Source organism: Gemmatimonadota bacterium (assembly GCA_016719105.1).
GTDB lineage: Bacteria > Gemmatimonadota > Gemmatimonadetes > Gemmatimonadales > Gemmatimonadaceae > SCN-70-22.
The window spans coordinates 1-16,392 of sequence record JADKAQ010000026.1 but is presented as its reverse complement, the minus strand read 5'-3'; the positions used below and the strand labels follow the sequence as shown (position 1 = coordinate 16,392).

Annotated in this window: 11 protein-coding genes and 2 pseudogenes; 7 read left to right on the top strand and 6 right to left on the bottom strand. The window is 69.3% G+C overall.

Going from position 1 to position 16,392, the window contains the following annotated elements:
* Window positions 1-345 precede the first annotated feature (345 nt).
* From IPN47_22140 to IPN47_22130, 3 genes and pseudogenes are all read right to left on the bottom strand, one after another.
* Window positions 346-927, bottom strand: a complete 582-nt coding sequence (locus tag IPN47_22140) for a hypothetical protein (protein MBK9410697.1) — start codon at window positions 925-927, stop codon at window positions 346-348.
* Between the two features lie 351 nt (window positions 928-1,278).
* Window positions 1,279-2,267 (bottom strand): annotated as a pseudogene (locus tag IPN47_22135) (aldo/keto reductase).
* A 21-nt stretch (window positions 2,268-2,288) separates the two neighbouring features.
* Window positions 2,289-3,560: pseudogene (locus IPN47_22130) on the bottom strand (aldo/keto reductase).
* Between the two features lie 218 nt (window positions 3,561-3,778).
* Between IPN47_22130 and IPN47_22125 the strand changes: the two are divergent.
* Both IPN47_22125 and IPN47_22120 read left to right on the top strand, forming a co-directional pair.
* Window positions 3,779-4,201 carry a LysR family transcriptional regulator gene (locus IPN47_22125; GenBank protein MBK9410696.1) on the top strand — a complete coding sequence of 141 codons (423 nt, stop codon included), beginning with the start codon at window positions 3,779-3,781 and terminating at the stop codon, window positions 4,199-4,201.
* 102 nt (window positions 4,202-4,303) lie between these two features.
* Window positions 4,304-4,453, top strand: coding sequence for a hypothetical protein (locus tag IPN47_22120; GenBank protein ID MBK9410695.1), 150 nt, complete (start codon window positions 4,304-4,306; stop codon window positions 4,451-4,453).
* Between the two features lie 193 nt (window positions 4,454-4,646).
* Here the strand turns inward: IPN47_22120 and IPN47_22115 are convergent, their stop codons facing one another.
* From IPN47_22115 to IPN47_22105, 3 genes are all read right to left on the bottom strand, one after another.
* Window positions 4,647-4,847 carry a hypothetical protein gene (locus IPN47_22115; protein ID MBK9410694.1) on the bottom strand — a complete coding sequence of 67 codons (201 nt, stop codon included), beginning with the start codon at window positions 4,845-4,847 and terminating at the stop codon, window positions 4,647-4,649.
* A 339-nt stretch (window positions 4,848-5,186) separates the two neighbouring features.
* A protein-coding gene (locus tag IPN47_22110) for an IS3 family transposase (GenBank protein MBK9410693.1) occupies window positions 5,187-6,295 on the bottom strand; the annotation gives its coding sequence in 2 pieces (ribosomal slippage) (window positions 5,187-6,034 and window positions 6,034-6,295; 1,110 coding nt in all).
* A gap of 1,298 nt (window positions 6,296-7,593) precedes the next feature.
* A complete protein-coding gene (locus IPN47_22105) occupies window positions 7,594-7,824 on the bottom strand; it encodes a hypothetical protein (protein ID MBK9410692.1) in 231 nt (76 codons plus the stop codon).
* Between the two features lie 2,779 nt (window positions 7,825-10,603).
* Here IPN47_22105 and IPN47_22100 point away from each other — a divergent pair.
* The 5 genes from IPN47_22100 to IPN47_22080 all read left to right on the top strand — a co-directional run bounded on the left by IPN47_22100 (window position 10,604) and on the right by IPN47_22080 (window position 16,196).
* Window positions 10,604-10,858, top strand: a complete 255-nt coding sequence (locus tag IPN47_22100) for a carboxypeptidase regulatory-like domain-containing protein (protein MBK9410691.1) — start codon at window positions 10,604-10,606, stop codon at window positions 10,856-10,858.
* Window positions 10,859-11,976: 1,118 nt separating this feature from the next.
* Window positions 11,977-12,240, top strand: a complete 264-nt coding sequence (locus IPN47_22095; protein ID MBK9410690.1) for a hypothetical protein — start codon at window positions 11,977-11,979, stop codon at window positions 12,238-12,240.
* Window positions 12,241-12,777: 537 nt separating this feature from the next.
* Window positions 12,778-13,017: a hypothetical protein gene (locus IPN47_22090; protein MBK9410689.1), complete on the top strand. Its 240-nt coding sequence runs from the start codon at window positions 12,778-12,780 to the stop codon at window positions 13,015-13,017.
* A gap of 429 nt (window positions 13,018-13,446) precedes the next feature.
* Entirely contained in the window at window positions 13,447-13,746 is a 300-nt protein-coding gene (locus IPN47_22085; GenBank protein ID MBK9410688.1) for a hypothetical protein, read from the top strand.
* 1,943 nt (window positions 13,747-15,689) lie between these two features.
* The gene (locus tag IPN47_22080) at window positions 15,690-16,196 is read left to right on the top strand and encodes a hypothetical protein (protein MBK9410687.1); all 507 of its coding nucleotides are present in this window, start codon (window positions 15,690-15,692) and stop codon (window positions 16,194-16,196) included.
* Window positions 16,197-16,392: the final 196 nt, after the last annotated feature.

Sequence of the window (16,392 nt, the reverse complement as noted above, 5' to 3'; positions counted from 1 at the left end):
GGCTGAGGGGTGGCCGATGACTATCGACGGTAGCTGACACGCACAGGCGATCGCCCGTGTCGTCGCTGATGAGAAGCGAGCCGTCCGGCATCTGCAGCACATCAGCGGGCCGCCCCGCGAGGCCGCTCCCCTGTGTCCCCCCAGCCACCCGGTGCGCTGTCCCGGTTGGGGAGGAAGCCATCGGAGGAAGGTGTAGCCGGGCCGTCAGTCAAGCGGCGACCATTCGTGCGCAGCACCATGACGCGATAGCCGCTCGGCTTCGGACCGGTTCCTACGATCCGTGCTCCGCGATGAACACCGCGTTCCGGGTATTCGGCAGGAAACATCCTTCCCGTGTAGAACGGGTCATCCCGATGGCTTCGACGTGGGGCCCAACACTTTCGGCACCGGCGGTCGCGGTGGCGGCAGGTACGCTGCGTCGCTGAACCCGGGTCCTTTACGTCGCCCTGATGACAGAACGGAAAGCCGAAGCGCAGGCCGGCCTTCTGGAGTGACGTTGGTTTCATCGCCGGGCAAGTCGCCGCTGAGTGCGTCGGCAGCCCGTTGTCGGTGAACCAAAGTTCTCGGAGGTCGGATGCCAGTCGAAGCGATCGCTGTCGTGCACCCCTCGGCGAAGACCTTGAGGTCTGAGCCATCGGGCTTTATCCGGACGATGGTCGACACCAGCGGGGGCGAGAGGCAGGCGTTGCACGGCGCGCCGACCGACATGTAGAGCAGGTCGTCGGGCCCGAAGGCGATGAACTTCCAGGTGTGCCCGGCGCTCGGGTTGGGCAGGCTGTCGCGCACGACGACCGGCGCGCGGGGCGCATCGAGATGCTGCTCGATGTCGTCGAAGCGCAGGAGCTGGCTGGTGGTCGCGACGTAGAGCGCGCCATTTCGCACGGCGACGCCGTTCGGTTGAGTCAACCCGCTGGCGATCACCACCACGCGGTCCGCCTTGCCGTCGCCGTCGGTCGATCACGGCGTGCACCTTGCCGTACTCGCTGTGATCCAACGAACACCGTGCCCTGGGGCCGAGCGCCATCGCGCGCGTTCTCGACGTTCGCGGCGAACGTCGTGGACTCGGCCGCGGGCGACGACCCACTGTGGGAACTGCCGGCCGGACGGCAGGCCGCCGAGACTGCGCATGCAAACGCCCCAACGTGCCCAGCGGGGAAACGAGCGCGAGCCCCAGTAGTGCCGGGAGCACGGCGGATGTTGTAATCGACGTCGTGCGCATCATGGGCATTCGAGACGGAAGAAGGTCTAACAGGAAGGAGCAGTCGCGCGCTGGCGTCTTCATCGGTCGATCATCCGTTGCGAGGCCTCGGAGTACCGGTCACCCTGCACCCGGATCGTCGCGGTGGCCGCGTCGATCTCGCGCAGCTCGTCCAGCGTCAGCGCGACGTCCGCCGCGCCCGGGTTTTCTCGAGCCGATGACGCTTCGTCGTCCCAGGGATCGGCACGATCCACGCGCGCTGCGCCAGGACCCAGGCGAGGGCGAGCTGGGCGGGGGTCACCCCCTTCCGAGCCGCCAGGGCACGCACCACGTCGACCACCGCCTGATTCGCCTTCCGGTTTTCGGGGGCGAAGCGCGGCACCGTGTTGCGGAAGTCGCCGGCGTCGAACGCGGTTGTCTCGTCGATCTTGCCGGTGAGGAAGCCCTTGCCTAACGGCGAGAACGGGACGAAGCCGATCCCCAGCTCCTCGAGCGCGGGAAGGACCTCCTGTTCGGCTCGCGCCAGAACAGCGAGTACTCGCTCTGCAACGCGGTGATCGGCTGCACCGCGTGGGCGCGGCGGATGGTCTCGGCACGCCGGCCTCGGAGAGCCGGGGCGCTGCACCTTCTCCGCGATCAGCGCCCGCACGGTCCCCGCCACGTCCTCGATGGGAACCCCTGGGTCGACGCGGTGCTGGTACAGCAGGTCGATGCGCTCGACACCCAGGCGCCGGAGCGACCCCTCGATCGTTAGGCGGATCGATTCGGGGCGGCTGTTCAGTGCACCGGTCGGCTTCCCGTCCGCATCGAAGTCGAAGCCGAACTTGGTGGCGATCACCACGCGCTCCCGGAAAGGCGCCAGCGCCTCACCGACGACCTCCTCGTTGGTGAACGGACCGTAGATCTGCGCGGTGTCGAAGAAGGTCACACCGCGCTCCACGGCGTCGCGCATGAGGCGCACCGCCTCGCCGCGGTCGGTGGCGGGGCCCAAACCGAAGCTGAGCCACTTGCAGCCGAGTCCGAGGGCGGAGACGTCGGGGCCGAAGCGGCCCAGCGTTCGGGTCTTCATCTCGCACGCTGCTGCTCGTCGTTAGGCCGGCGACCGTCGAGGTGCGCCGCACGCCGCCGCGACCACGCACACGGCGACCTCTCGGCCGACCTGCGACGCGAGCGAACGCCCGACCGTTCGACCGTCCTGCTCATCGCTTCGGCGGCGCTTCCCACGCCCGGAGAAGACCAGCACGGCATCCGGCAGGCGCTGCCCACGACCTCGATGGCGCGGACGGCCGCGTCCAGCTCCGTCAGCTCACCCGGCGTGAACTGCACATCGGCGGCGCCCGTATTCTCGACCATGTGCGCCATCTGCGTCGTCCCCGGGATGGGCACGATCCACGGCTTGTGCGCGATCAGCCAGGCGAGCGCGATCTGGCAGGGGTGGCCTGCTTGCGCTCGGCCCAGCACCGCCGCAGCGCGACGAGCTGCAGGTTGTGCGGCAGGTTCTCTGGGGCGAAGCGACCTCGATCCCGCGCGGATGTCACCCGGGGCGAAGCGGGTGCTGGCGTCGATGGCGCCGGTGAGGAAGCCCACGCCGAGCGGGCTCCACGGCACGAAGCCGATGCCGAGTTCCTCGCACGCCGGGATCACTTCTTGCTCTGGGCCGCGCCATAGCATCGAATACTGCGCTTTGCACGGCGGTGACCGGCAGCGCGGCGTGCGCGGCGCAGCGTCTCCAGGCCCATTTCCGAAAGCCCCCAATGCAGCACCTTGCCCCTGTTGCTTCAATGCCTGGACGGCGCCGGCGACGTCCTCGATGGGGACCTCCGGGTCGACCCGATGCTGGTAGAGCAGGTCGATGCGGTCGGTGCGGAGCCGCTTGAGCATCCCGTCGACGACGCGCGTGATGTGCGCCGGCTTGCTGTTGAGCCCCGGTCGGCGCTGTCCGGTCTCCTGGTCGATGTTCCAGCCGAACTTCGACGTGATCACGACCTTGTCGCGGAACGGCGATGGCCTCGCCAAGGATGCGCTCGCACTCGTGCGGGCCGTAGGCCTCGGCGGTGTCGAAGAAGGTCACCCCCCGGTCGTAGGCGGCGCGAAGGATGTTGATCATCTCCGGGCGATACGGCACCGTGGTCTCGTATCGGCGGGCCATGTTCTGCACGCCCATCCCGACGCTCGAGACCTCGAGCGTGCCGAGCTGGCGCCGGCTCATCGACGTCGAGGCGTGCGTCCCGCGCGATGAGGCGTGTGTCATCGGCTCGGCGAGTGCCGGGGAGAGGAGGCCGCCGAGGAGCGGTGCGGCGGCCATCATCCCGGCCGACTCGAGGAAGCGGCGCCGGCTGTGGTCGGTAGGCATCATGGGCATCCTGAGCAACGGAGCTGCTCGCGCGTGCGGGTGAACGTCGGAGTCGGCGATCCCCGGAAGGCACCAGGCCCGAGCCGAAAGGTGCGACGCCGTCATGCCGACCTCCGGAGCAATGTGCCCCGCCCCCAGCGGTCGATCTACTTGCCACCAGCGTCCACCCTGGTCACCATTCCCGGTCCAATGAGCGACGAACTGGACGGGATGGCGACCTCGTGGCCGTGGCGGAGACCAAGGGATTTCGCGCGGCCGGCGAGCGGCTCAGCATGAGCCACTCGGCGGTCAGTCAGGCGCTGCGCCGGCTCGAGACGCGGCTTGGCGTCGCGCTCGTCCAGCGGACGACGCGCAGCGTGCACCTGACGGATGCCGGCGAGCGGCTCTATGCGTCGGTGCGCCCGGCGCTCGACGAGGTGCGGTCGGCGGCGGCGGCCATCGGTGAGCTGGGGGACCAGCCGCGCGGCCGCTGCGCCTCCCACACGTCGAGCGCCGCCCTCTCCATGATGGGCGAGTCGTTGCTCCCCACCTTTCTCTCCGCGCGTCACATGCGCCCGCCTCGACCTCACCGTGAGCGAGTCACCGGTCGACATCGTCGCCGCGGCTTGACGCCGGCATCCAGCTCGGCGAGACCATCGACAAGGACATGATTGCCGTCCCCGTCACGGGCGATCTCCGGATGGCGGTCGTCGGAGCGCCGGCCTACTTCGAGCGGCGGCGTGCCAGCACCTGAAGGAGCTCGTGGACCACGAGTGCCTGAACTGCACCCGGCAACCGATGCCCCGCTGTATCGCTGGGAGTTCACCGAGAAGGGGCGGCACTTCACGGTGGCCGTGCCCGCGCGCGTGCTCTCGACCGCCTCGGCGATCAACCGTCGCCTTGCGGCCGCGGGGCCTGGGTGACGATGGCCATGGACGCGTACATTTCGGGACGAGCTGAGCGGGGTCCTGGTCAGGTGCTTGAAGGTTTCTGCGAGCCGTTCCGGGCTACTACCTGTACCATCCGCAGCGTCAGCACGCGTCGCGGCGCTGCGGGCGCTGATCGAGCACCTGCAGCAATCGCGGGGAACGCGTCTCGGCCGCGACGCACGAAGCGTTAGGCGCCGTACAGCGCCTCGAGACCCCACAAATACACCTTGTCGCGCTCCCCCTGAATCGCCTCAACGAATTCGGGCTCGAATCCACCGGCCGCGACCCACAGCAGCGGTGACTCCGGCTCCGCCGCCGCGTGCGCCCACCGCACGCCGGACTTGGCCAACCGCCGCAGCCCCTCCAGATGTCGTCGATGCCATTCCACGGGGATCGGCTTCCGTTTCCACTTTCACCCCGCCGGTAAGCACGCGCCCATCGGGGAGTGGAGCCATGATGTCCAGCTCGAGCGACTCCCGTTCGTTGTCCTGTCCCTCCCACCGTCCCTAATCGCTGACCAAGGGCAGGGCAGCCCCAGGCCGGGCCGATACGCCTGATCGGCGATGCGCTCGAAGACGTGGCCGATGTAGCCATCGAAGAGACGCGACACGTCCGCCGTCGCCTTGGCTCCCATGTTGTGACGTCGGTCCCGATCGGAGACAGTTCAGAACGAGAGTGGCCCCGGTTCTGGTCCCCGGACCCGAAAGCGGACAGTCGTTAGGTAGAGTTAGGCCGCTGCCGAGGGCTGGGTGTCCTGGTGAATGGTGGCGTACTCCGCGGGCGTCAGGTCGCCCAGGGAGCCACGGGGACGGTGCTCGTTGTAGTCGACCCGCCACGCCTCGATGATCGCCTTGGCGTGGGCGAGCGAATGGAACTGATGCACGTTCAAACATTCATCGCGCAAGCGGGCGTTGAAGGATTCGATGTGCCCGTTGTCGGTGGGCTTGCCCGGGCGCGTGAAGTCGAGCGCGATGCGATGCTCGAAGGCCCACGTGTCGAGGGCCATCGAAGTGAATTCGGTGCCGTGGTCCACGGTGATCGACCGCGGTTGCATCCCCGCGTGGCGCACGCGGTCGAGGGCCGCCGCCACGTCGCCGCCGGTGACGCGCTGGACCACCTCTAACAAAGGACTCTGGCGACTCCACTGATCGACGACCGTGAGCACGCGAAACACCCGGCCGTCGGCCAGTTGATCGTGCACGAAATCCACGCTCCACCGCTGCAGCGCGCCGGTCGGCGCCGCCACGGGACCGCGATGCAGGGACCGATGGCGCCGTTTCCGGCCCTGGAGGCGGACCTGCAAGCCTTCGAGGCGATACAGACGCCGTACGCGCTTCAGATTCACCGGCCAGCCCTCGCGCCGCAGCAGGACGTAAGTGCGGTAGTACCCGAAGCGTGGCCGCGCCTGGGCGAACTCCCGGATGCGCAGCCGGATCGCCGACTGATCCCGCGCTTTGCTCTTCCGGTACCACGCCGCCCGACTGAAGCCGGCCAATCGACACGCGCGCACGCCACTGATTCCGAAGGTGTCCTGGAACCACTGGGCGGTCGCGCGTCGACGGGTCGGCGTCACCCGTTTTTTCGGAGCGCCTCCGCGAGCATGTGCTTATCGAGCGTGAGATCGGCTACGAGGCGCTTCAGCCGATTGTTCTCGTCCTCGAGCTGCCGGAGGCGGCGCATCTCGCTCGTCCCGAGATGGGCGAACTTCTTCTTCCAGACATAGAACGTCGCCTCGCTCACGCCCAACTGGCGGCAGACATCGGCGACGGCGGTGCCGCTCTCCGCCTGGCGCAGGGCATAGGCGATCTGTTCTTCGGTGAAGCGGGACTTCTTCATCGGTCGGTGCTCCGGGTGTGGCCCCCGGCGCGAACCTACTCTACTTCCCGACTGCCGTCGAATTCGGGGACCACATCATTATGTGTGTCGTTCCGTCCCCACCATTTCTGGGAAAGTCTGACAAGACAACGAATTGGAGACTCGCCCTGGCGGGATGCCGGCGCGGGCCCATTGCGTTCAGGGTGGTTGCGCGGCCCTAATTGGGATGGTGGGGCGCAAGGGGTACTCGGGATCCAAACGCTGGCGCTTCCCCCCCCCCGCCAGGGGGGCGCGCGGCACCACCGCGGTTCCATCCGCGAGTTACACCCCCGCCACCCGCATGCTCTCCTGTTGTCACGCCGCGCGTCCCGCCAGCTCGTCCCCAAGCTGCTCCCGGAGCCCGAGCGGCTGCCGCACGTCCCGATCGTCGACCGGTGCACTGAGCTTCCTCGAATCCCGAGAAGGACGGGTCGGCGCGTTCGATGAGATCCACCTGCCGACTGTCCTGCACGCGCAGGTGGCGCACGTGCGCTTCGCCCGCCTGCGCACCTACACGCGCACTGACAGCGTCACGAGCGACTCGAAGAGCTGACCGAAAAGCGTGCCATCTCGAGGTGCGTTCGTCACGCTCGTCCCACCACGCACACCGCCGAAAAAGCAGAGGAGGGCTCGCCGGCGAGCAGCGCCCCTCGTCCACGCCAAGCAGGCGGGCCGCGAGCGCAGGGTCAGCGAGATGGTGTCGTGGTGCCTGACCGAGCCGCGCGAGATGATTGCGGGTCGGAATCCAGCCGGGCAGCGGGTCGAGCACGTAGAGCCGCTCCAGGACCTCGATACGTCAGGATGGTTGGCTTGGTTGCCGTCTGGCCATCGCCGCTGGTCGCCGCATCCCGGATCTTCGCGAGCGTCGTCGTCGTCGCGCTCGCCGCCGCGTACGCGGTCATCCAGCGCCGGAGGGCGTCCGGCTTTCGAACGGGGTGCCCCGCTTCACTGAAGTCGCGGTTCACCACGCGCTCCAGATAACCGTCAAGCTGCGCGCGTCGCGCACGCCCATGGAGGCTTCGAATGCCGGGGAAGCCCGATGCGACGATCTCGGCGGCGTACTGGGCGAGATCGACCTCACTTGTACCGGAGACGTAGGACGATCCCCGCTCAGCAACTTCGCCAGACTGACGGTCGCCGCTCCGAGCCCACGCTCGGCGGGGGAGCATCGGTCCACGCGAACGGACACGATAGGCCTGCTCCGGTATGGGGCGGGCGCCCACCTCGCTATCGGCCGGAACCGCGGAGGCCGTCAGGAGGTACCGCCCAGGACTTGCCCCTCAGTATCGGACGGATCGCCGCACGGCATCCCACACTTGTGGGAGGCGCTGCCACTCATCGATCACCACGGGGGGCGACGCGTGCAATGCGACCCTCGGGCTGGCGCTCACCAGCTGTCGCTGCGCCTCGTCATCCAGGCGGTAGATCGTCTTCGCGCGACGTTCGGCGGTCGCCGTCTTGCCGACTCCTTCGGCCCTCGAGCGCCACCGCTGGGGCAGGAGACCGCTCATCAGCTCGTCGAGTTCCGCTTCGACATTCGGGGCGAATAGGTCGTCTGCACTCCACGGCTGGGAGGCGGGCCTGCTGACAGCGGACCTGCCCTGGTCAATTGCATCGCTTGTATTTTTCCATTCACGCGGCTGATGCTTTCCTTTCGCACAAATTTTATTTTCCGTTGCACACGTTCGCAAGCCGACAGACGGGGCGCACTGCCCACGTCCGGTTCGCAATCGGGGATTGGGGCTGGCGCGCGGCGGGGTAACGGACCATCACGTGGACCGCGATCGCTCGGGGCACGTTCCCACCTGCTCGATGACTCTGCCCTTTGCGCCGAACCCGACGCACAGGATCCAGATGAAGACTTGGCGATTCTGCGCGCCCAACCGCCCACAGATGCACACTCAGGTCGCCATCATCGGCGCCGGCCTCGCCGGCTTGCGAGGCCGCCCGCCTCTTGCACGGCGCATGGTCGACTTCGAGCCGCTCGATCGCGCGGACCTCGGCGGGCGGATCCTGACCGTCGGAGATGCCGGTCGCGCTGCCGCCGACGGCTTCGATCTCGGCCCCTCCTGGTTCTGGCCGCAGATGCAACCGCCGCGGCGACCTGGTCTGGAACTCGCCTCCCCGCCTTGCGCAGTCAGAGCGACGGCGACATGCTCTTCGAGCGCGCATGTCGCGCGAGGGGGCTTCACGTTGCCGCGCCCTCGCGCAGGAGCCGCAGAGCTTTCGCCTGGTGGGCGGGCGGCACGCGCGGCTCGTTCGCAGCTGGCGCGCGAGCTGCCCCCCCGACGCAGGTGCAGCGTGGGGCACGGGTCACGGCGATGACGCTCGTGCGCGCTGGCGTCGAGCTGACCATTCGGCGCGCTGGTACATCGCGACACTCGTCAGGCGACTCGTCAGGCGACGGGCCGACGACGGGTCCAGCAACAGCGGCTCGCGGGTCAGCAGACCGAGACGCTCGAATCGCCGCGCAGGTGATCGCCGCCGTCCCCGCGGCTGCTCGACGCCACGGTGACGTTCGCGCCCGAGAACGGGACGCGGCCAACGTGCGGCGCTGTCGGGACGCCGACCTGGATGGCACCGCACGCCAAGTTCTTCGCGATGTAGACGACCGGCCCTTCTGGCGCGAGGCGGGGTTGTCGGGGACCGCAGAGCATCGGTGGGGCCGATGCCCGAGATGCACGACGCCACCTCGGCCTCGGGACAGGCGGCGCTCTTCGGCTTCGTTGGTGCGAACGCCGACGAGAGCGGGCCGCACTCGGCACGGAGGCCCTAACCCGCGCGTGCCAGGCGCCACTCGCGGCTCTTTTTGTCGCAGGAGCGTCGCGTCCGCGCGACACTGCTCGGGGACTGGGCGGCCGACCCCCCTGACGGCGACGCGGCGGCCGATCGTGCGGCAGGCGGGCATCCGATCCCGGATCCGACCCGTGGGTGACGGGGGCGTGGAGGAGCGCCCCAGCGCAGGCCGGGAGCGAGACGATCGAGCGAACCCGGGTATCTGGCTGGCGCGGTGGTCGCGGCGACCGCGGGCGTGGTCGGGTCTGGCAATGTACGACACGACCCAATCGAGATCGGAAAACCGGGGTCAGGACCAATGGCAGATTCGCTGACCCTGACCCGATTCATCCCGGTTCGCACCTGCTCAATCGAAGTGCTTGAAATCCCACGCGCGGCGAGTCGTTCCCAGGGCTGTCCTTGCATCGCGGATCCGTCCGTCGGGCGGTGAATCACCACCCCGCCCCACCGGCCTTTGCCTCGATCGCCAGGCGAATGGGCCTCCTCCTGCGTGGTGGGCTCCGGTAAGAGCTTCGCTCCACCAGCGATGCGGAGCGATGAAGCTCCCGGCGTCCCCAGGGGACCACGCCGTGCGCGTTAAGGCCCTCCTTGCGAGACATAGGAATTCCCCTCCAGATGAAGGAAAGAGTGATGGTCTGCTGGCGCTCGGGCACTGGCGTTAGGCGACCTTCGCCGCACCGGGCACGTCGGGGGTGATGGAGCTCGTCGGCGTTCCGCCGCTCGGCGTGGTGCCGCCGTCCGCGTCCCTCCGCTCAGGGTCCCTTCGCCATTTCAGCGCGGTGCCCCCTCGCCCCCGGCACCACCTCCACCACGCCCTTGCGCATGAAGCGCGTGGATCGAGCGCCACTCCGCCAGCTGGTCGCTCCCCGTTGGCCCGCGGAGGCGCGTACCGCCGTGATGTCGAGGAGTGAGAAGAGATCACGCCCGCGCGTCAGCTCCTGCAGCATCCCTGCACTCGCCGCCGACCGGCGGGCTGGGCAGCGGCGCCATTGCCTCTCATCGTCGTGGTCCTGCTCGGGACCGGTCACCTCGTGGCCGTACCGCGAGTCTGGGGTTGGGGGGGTCGGGCGTCTGGGTTACTCGGTCTTCTGGTTATGGGCCGATTTCTGCGCCGCCGTCGCTGGGCAGCGCTGGGCCTGGAACTTTCCGCTGGCCTGGCTGGCGATTCCCGCGTAGGGGATGGTCGTGGCGTCGACTGCAGCGGTGGCACTCTGATCGTTGGCGCGATGATGCGCCGCGATGAGTCCTTGCGATGAACGCCTGAGCTAGCCTGACACACGACGGAGTATTGGACAAGACAGCCCGTTGCACCTGGACGTGCCGCCGCCTCACCCCCAACGCCGGCCACCGCCGATCTGGGCGTCTTGTCGCGTGTCCGGGGGCAGGGGAACCCTTTGCCCCCCTCCGTGGCTTGCCCCTCGCGCGCGCCGTCGAGTGCGCCGCGCCGCCCGGATCAACGGCCATCACGACTGATCGACCCACCGTCCAGCGTACGTGCCAGCACTTGGATTCCTGACGCGCCAACGGCTGCGTCGCTGCTCCGGGCACCGCTTGCTGCTCTCGCTCTGGTCGGCTGCTCGCCGCGGCGCAGGCAGCGCAGCGCGCGTACGCGGAACGATCCGCGCGCAGTCCGGTCGCCCGCTCGCCGACGCACGGGTCGCGAACATCGGCGGCGACTCGACCGTCACCGACGGGCAGGGGTCGTTCGTGCTGCGCGTGGCGACCGGGCGATCATCGCCCTTCGGGTAACCTTGCGCAGGCCATGGGTTCCAGATTCGCTCGTCCTTCCTCCCTTGCTGGCCGGGGGCGAACACCGCCTGGCGTTGACCCTCACGCGCCGGCGCAGCTCGCGGGAGCAGCAGGCGGTGGCCCGCCCTCGCCGCTACGGGCTCAACCAGCGTCGGACGCGGCCACCGTAGGTGTGGTGGAAGGGGGTCGGAGCTGCGGGCGCTCCCCACGGAGGGCGTGACCCATCGCGTTAGGCTTCACGATCCCGGGGTCGCACAGGCTCGAGGCTTCTTCAAGCGACGCGCCACGCCTGAGCATCAACGGTGGCAACTCGCTCTACGCATACACGATCGACGGGATGGACAACACCGAAGGGTTCCTGGGCGGACCGCGCAGTGGAGTTTTCGCTCGCCACTCGCTCGGCTCGAGGTGCTGGCCTACCCTATTCCGCCGGTTTGGACGCAGCCCGGAGCGGGGTGGTGAACTACGAGACGCACGGGCGGCGGGCGATGGACGGGTGATGTTCGCTTACAATCGCCCCGGGATCCCCTTCGATGCGCGCTCCCCATCGTTCCATTAGGCGAACGTCGGCCGACTTCCGCCGCGCGCGCAGTGACGGCTTCTTCGCCGCACCCAACTTGGGTGGAGGGTGGGGGGGGCCGTTGCCGGGCGCACCACCTACGGCTTTGGCGCCTGGAGTAAGGCAACGCAGGGACCGTAGGATCGCATCGGCTCCACGGCGCGGGCGACCTTCCTGGGGCGCAGGCTGCGGGACGGAAGGTGGCGGGACGCATCGATCGCGGCAGGTCGCCCGACCAGACGACGACGCTAGCCTTCGCCATGAGCCATGCCTCGCGTGCGGGGGAGGAGCGCGGATCACCTGCAGTGGCGCCGGAGGCCGACATCACGACGATTTCGCGCCGGGGCATCAGCGGGGTGACGCACCGCAGCGCGTGGCGCGGCGGGCGCTCGAGCAACGTGGCCGCGGTTCGGCGACTTACCGGTGGGACTTCCTCCCACGCGCAGCAGCCAATACGCCAGCAGGTGACGATCCTCGACGCGACTCGATCCCGATCGGGATCGTGGGGTCGGAGCAACTTCATTTTCGACGAACAGGAGCTGCGGTAGCCCGCGACGTGATGGAACACCACCTGGGGCCGCGCACACGCTGCGCGCCGACCTTCGACGTGGCGCTCTGCGTCGTTCCAGCCACGGCCTCGTCCACCAATCCGTCGGGTTCGTACGAGGTCGTGAACACCGGCAACATCCTGAGCGTCAACGGACGCTATCGCTTCGCCGACATCCCATCCGACGTCTTCCGTGCGCAGCTACACGATCGATGCGGCGCGGAGCAGGTGGACCCCCACGCGGGGCTGTACGGCGTGTTTGTCGAGGATCGCTAGCGCCGACCTCGCCCTCACCATTCGCGCGGGGTTGCGGGTGGGACTACGACGACCTCCGAGCCGGGGGGAGTTCGGCCGACCTCGACAACCCTGCAGCCCCACTGTCGATCAACTGGCTGGCGTTGCCTGGGACCGTGGTGCGCGGCGGCGTAGGGCTCTTCCTGGCAACTTCCGTATGCGGTCTACTCTGACGCGTTCAGTTTGGCCCCGACGGCAACCAGACGGTGACTTTCGCGGGGCGCAGCGCTGCGCTTAGGGCAGGGCCGCGCGCGGGTCGACCTCGACCGGAGCGCGTTTTGCCGCTACGGGAGATCCGGGAGCCAGTTCGCGTTGGGGTCGAGCTGCCGTTAAGCCCGCAGGTGACGCCAGGGTGCAGCAGCAGCTCGGCGCTCGCCAGCGCGAGCGTGGACCTCGTCTGGGTCGACACGCGCCCCTGCCGCGCTCATGGGACCTCAATGCACAGCGCGCCGCATTGCGGCTAGCGACTCGGTGGGCGTGCCGGTGGCGGTGGGCGACGCGTCGCGCCCAGTGGTGCCGGTGCGCTTGGTGGATATCGCCGGCTCGCCACCACCGAGTCTGGCGGGGCGCAGCACCTACGCCGGGATGTGCACGGCGCTGCAATGCGACCTCACCGAGACGCTGTTGCTCGATGCCAACTGGGTCTGGTCGCACGCCATCAGCAACACCGAGGACATCGTTAACTTCAACGCGACGCAGGGGAACGACTTTGACGCCGAGCGCGCGCGACGCCAACAACGATCGCGGGCACGGGGGTGACGGCGCGCGACGTGGCGCACTTTGCGGGGCTCACCACGAGCGGCATCGTCGACTACCAGACGGGGATGCCGCTCAGCAACAGTGGCGTTCTTTCGTAGACCTGACCGGGAGCGGCGGCACGTGTGGCGAAGGATTCATCGGGAACTACTTCAGCGGTTCTTCGGCGTCCTCGCAATGGGGGAGCGGCTCCCGTCGGCGCTGCTGGCGAACGCCAGCGTGGCGCACGACTCCGCGCGGTCGGGGGGGCCGGACGGTCACCGTGCGCGGCGGGGCGTTCAACGTGGTTCAAACCGGCTAAACTGGCTCCGGCTTCCCACCGGCCTTGGCGGTGGGGGGGTCGGCGACGCCCCAGGTGGGGCGACCGGGACCGCCCGATCACCTACGACGCGGCGCGCCTCCGCGCCCGCGATGTGTGCAGTTCTCGGTGGCATGGCGGTACTGAGCGCAATCACGCCGCGTGGTCGCACGCGGCGCGCGATGGTGCGGCTGCTGATGACGCTCGCACTGACGGGCGGCGCGCTCGCCTGCGGCATGGCGGCTGGCGATCGCGCGGGCAAGGATCGTCTGTCACGCGAGGCCGGGGCGGCCGACGTTGCCGCGCTCGACTCGCTCCCGTGGGATTCGGTGCGGTGGCGCGCGCGCGCGGACGACGGTGACCTGGCGGATGTGGCGCGGCGATCCGTCGATCAATGCCTACGTGGATGGCTGGGTCGCGCCGCGGCTGCGTGAGCGCTTCTGCATCTCGCTGGAGGCGGTGGTGGCAGCCAGGGGCGGAGCCGGTCAATGCGCGTCGCCGTGGTCGAGCGTGAGGCGGGGCGCACGCGCGGGACGAGCCTGCTCTGGATCAACGGCGAGACCTTCGCCAGTCTGCGTCGTGAACGGCTACTGGCGGGGCCCTTCGCGCAGCGGCTCCAACGCGCGGTTCGTCGACAGCGCGTCGGCGATCATCTCACGCGACTGAGCAGGGACCCGATGGGTTCCGAGTCGCCCCGTGGGGAACGCAGCAATTCGCCCTCAACTGTGACATCGTGGGCACACCGACACCGCGAACCGTAGGCCGAGCTGCGCGCGTGGATCGTTGCACACCCCGGCCGCTTCCACGCACGACCAGGGCTTTGCCGGCGTGACATTCCTCAAAGGAGAGATGTATGCCCTCTCCGGGGAGTGGCCACCTTTGCCGGTGGATTCGACTCGACCCGTTTACGAGGCGGGAGCGTGAGCACGCTCTCTTTGCCTGGCTCGCGGGAGTCACGCCGTCGTTCTGGCGCCGGGGCGGGACGATATCCGCCCGACGTCGGCGAAGCAAAATCTCGGCCTCTTCGCCAACGGGGAGATCGACTTCTCGATGTCCAACAACCAGAACGAGGCGGTGTCAAAGGCGCGGGCAGGGGTGCTGCCGCCCACCGTGCGCGCTGGTCCTGCGCGACGGCATGATCGCGCAATACGCACTACGTCGGGATCCCCGCGCCCTCGGCGCCTAACGCGGCCGGAAGCGATGGTCGTCGGCCGACTTTTCTCCTCTCCCCGGAGTCGCGCTTGAGAGGCGCGGTGCGTGACGTGGGGCGATGGCACCGTGCTGAGCGACGTTCAGTTGCCGCCGGGTAGCGCGCCTCGTTCGCTGCGCGACGGCGACCCGCGTGCCGTGCCGCGCGATACGCTCGACTCGTTATGCGCGCCCCGAGGTGGCCGGCATTTCACGAAAGCGGCTGTTGCGGGACTGGCGACGCCGCTTTCGCACGGCGGTCCGTGGACCTCGGCGCGCCGCGCGCCGCGGTGGCGATCGCCGTCCTCGCCGGGGCCAGTCCTGGTGGGAGGGGGATACTCGCTCGCGACGCGAGCCTCGGGCTGGTGGGGGGGCGGGAGCAGCGGCTTCACGGTTGCCACTTGGCGGGCTCCTGCGTGCGGGCGAGGCGTGGAGCGTGGGGTGGACGTTGCTGACGGCGGGGACGGGGCGCTGGCCTTTGCCGCAGCGGTGACGTACGCGCGGAGCGGGAGGGAAAATGTGGCGCGTCGGCTGGCGCTCATCCCGGCTCGCGTTGCCGCACGTGGCGGGGCGCTGGCGGCACTCCTGTTGTTGGGGCAGAGTGGCTTCCTCGCGCGCGGGCGCATGCGGTCGGGTGGATCGATGGGCCGGCGGAGTTTCGCGGCGATGGTCTGCGACCCGGCGGGCATCGGCCTGACGCTGGCCTTCGCCTGGAAGGAGTTTCCCTTCCTGCTGCTCAACGCCATCGCGGTGCTCGACTCCGCGCGATCGCCCTCGAGGAGACCGCCCGCCTGGGGGCCGATGTGTCAGACATGGCGGCGCGTCACGCGGCCGCTGCTGTGGCGCGGGCTGGCTTCAGCGGGTCAATCGCCGTCTTCGCCTTCCTGGTGGGGCAGTATGAGATGGCGGTGCTGCTGGCGCCGAGCGATCCCGTTGCCGTCGATGCTGACGCAGGAGCGCGCGGTCGATCCCGACCTGGCGCGTCGCGGGGCGGCGCACGCGCTGTCACTCTGGCGTTGCTCCCACGATGGTGCTGGTGGTGGTGCACGAACGCGTGACCGCATCCGATGCCGGGGACGCCGCATGAGGGACGCCGGCCCGCTGGGCGCCCGTGGTTCTGGTTCGTCGCGCTCGCGGCGGTGAGCCTGGCCCCGGTGGCACTGCTCGTGCTGCGCGCGTTGGCCCGGACGTGGCTCTACCCACGCTCTCGCCAGTTGTGGCTGACGGCAGTGCCCTCGCCGCCGTGGTGTCGCTGCCGCGCCTGCGTGGCGCCCTCGTGGCCAGCCTGCTGCTGGCGCTGGGGACCGGGGTACTGGCGACGGCGATGGGATGTGCCTGCGGGCGCGCTGGTGCACGCGGCGGCTGGCGACGCGTGGCGACGGCGGCGGCCTTCCTGCCGGTCGTGGCCCCTCCCATCGCCCTCCGTCTGGGGATCTCAGGTGGTGGCGGGCTTGCGCCTGGGACTGGGGGGACGCTGGCCGGGGTGATGTCGCGACCTGATCCCGGCTGCCGGGTCGTCACGCTGCTGTACTTCGTTGGGGCGCTGCAGGGGAGGACTTTGCGCTCGAGGACGAAGCGCGCAGCTGGGGGCGACGCGCTGGCAAACGACGTGGCGCGTGACGATCCTGGTGCTGCTGTCACGGCTGCGGGACGCCTTGCTGCTCGGCGCCCTCGTGTCGTGGGGACAGCTCGCTGACGCTCCTGGTGGGGCCGGGACATTCGCACCCCTCCCGTCGAGCTGCTGTCGTATGTGCGGGCCGAGATGACCAGCGGGGGGCGGCGGCGGCGTTGGTGCTGGCGGTCCCGCCGTTGCTGGCGATGGGCGTGGTCGGCCTCGGCGCGCGTCGCACGGGGAGGTGGGCATGAGTGCCGACCAGGTGTACCACCGCGCC

What these genes read in the sequence shown, in the direction of transcription:
- IPN47_22105 (MBK9410692.1), bottom strand. Translation starts at nt 7,824, where the DNA reads ATGAGCGGTCTCCTGCCCCAGCGGTGGCGCTCGAGGGCCGAAGGAGTC.
- IPN47_22095 (MBK9410690.1), top strand. Translation starts at nt 11,977, where the DNA reads ATGGAACACCACCTGGGGCCGCGCACACGCTGCGCGCCGACCTTCGAC.
- IPN47_22085 (MBK9410688.1), top strand. Translation starts at nt 13,447, where the DNA reads ATGGCGGTACTGAGCGCAATCACGCCGCGTGGTCGCACGCGGCGCGCG.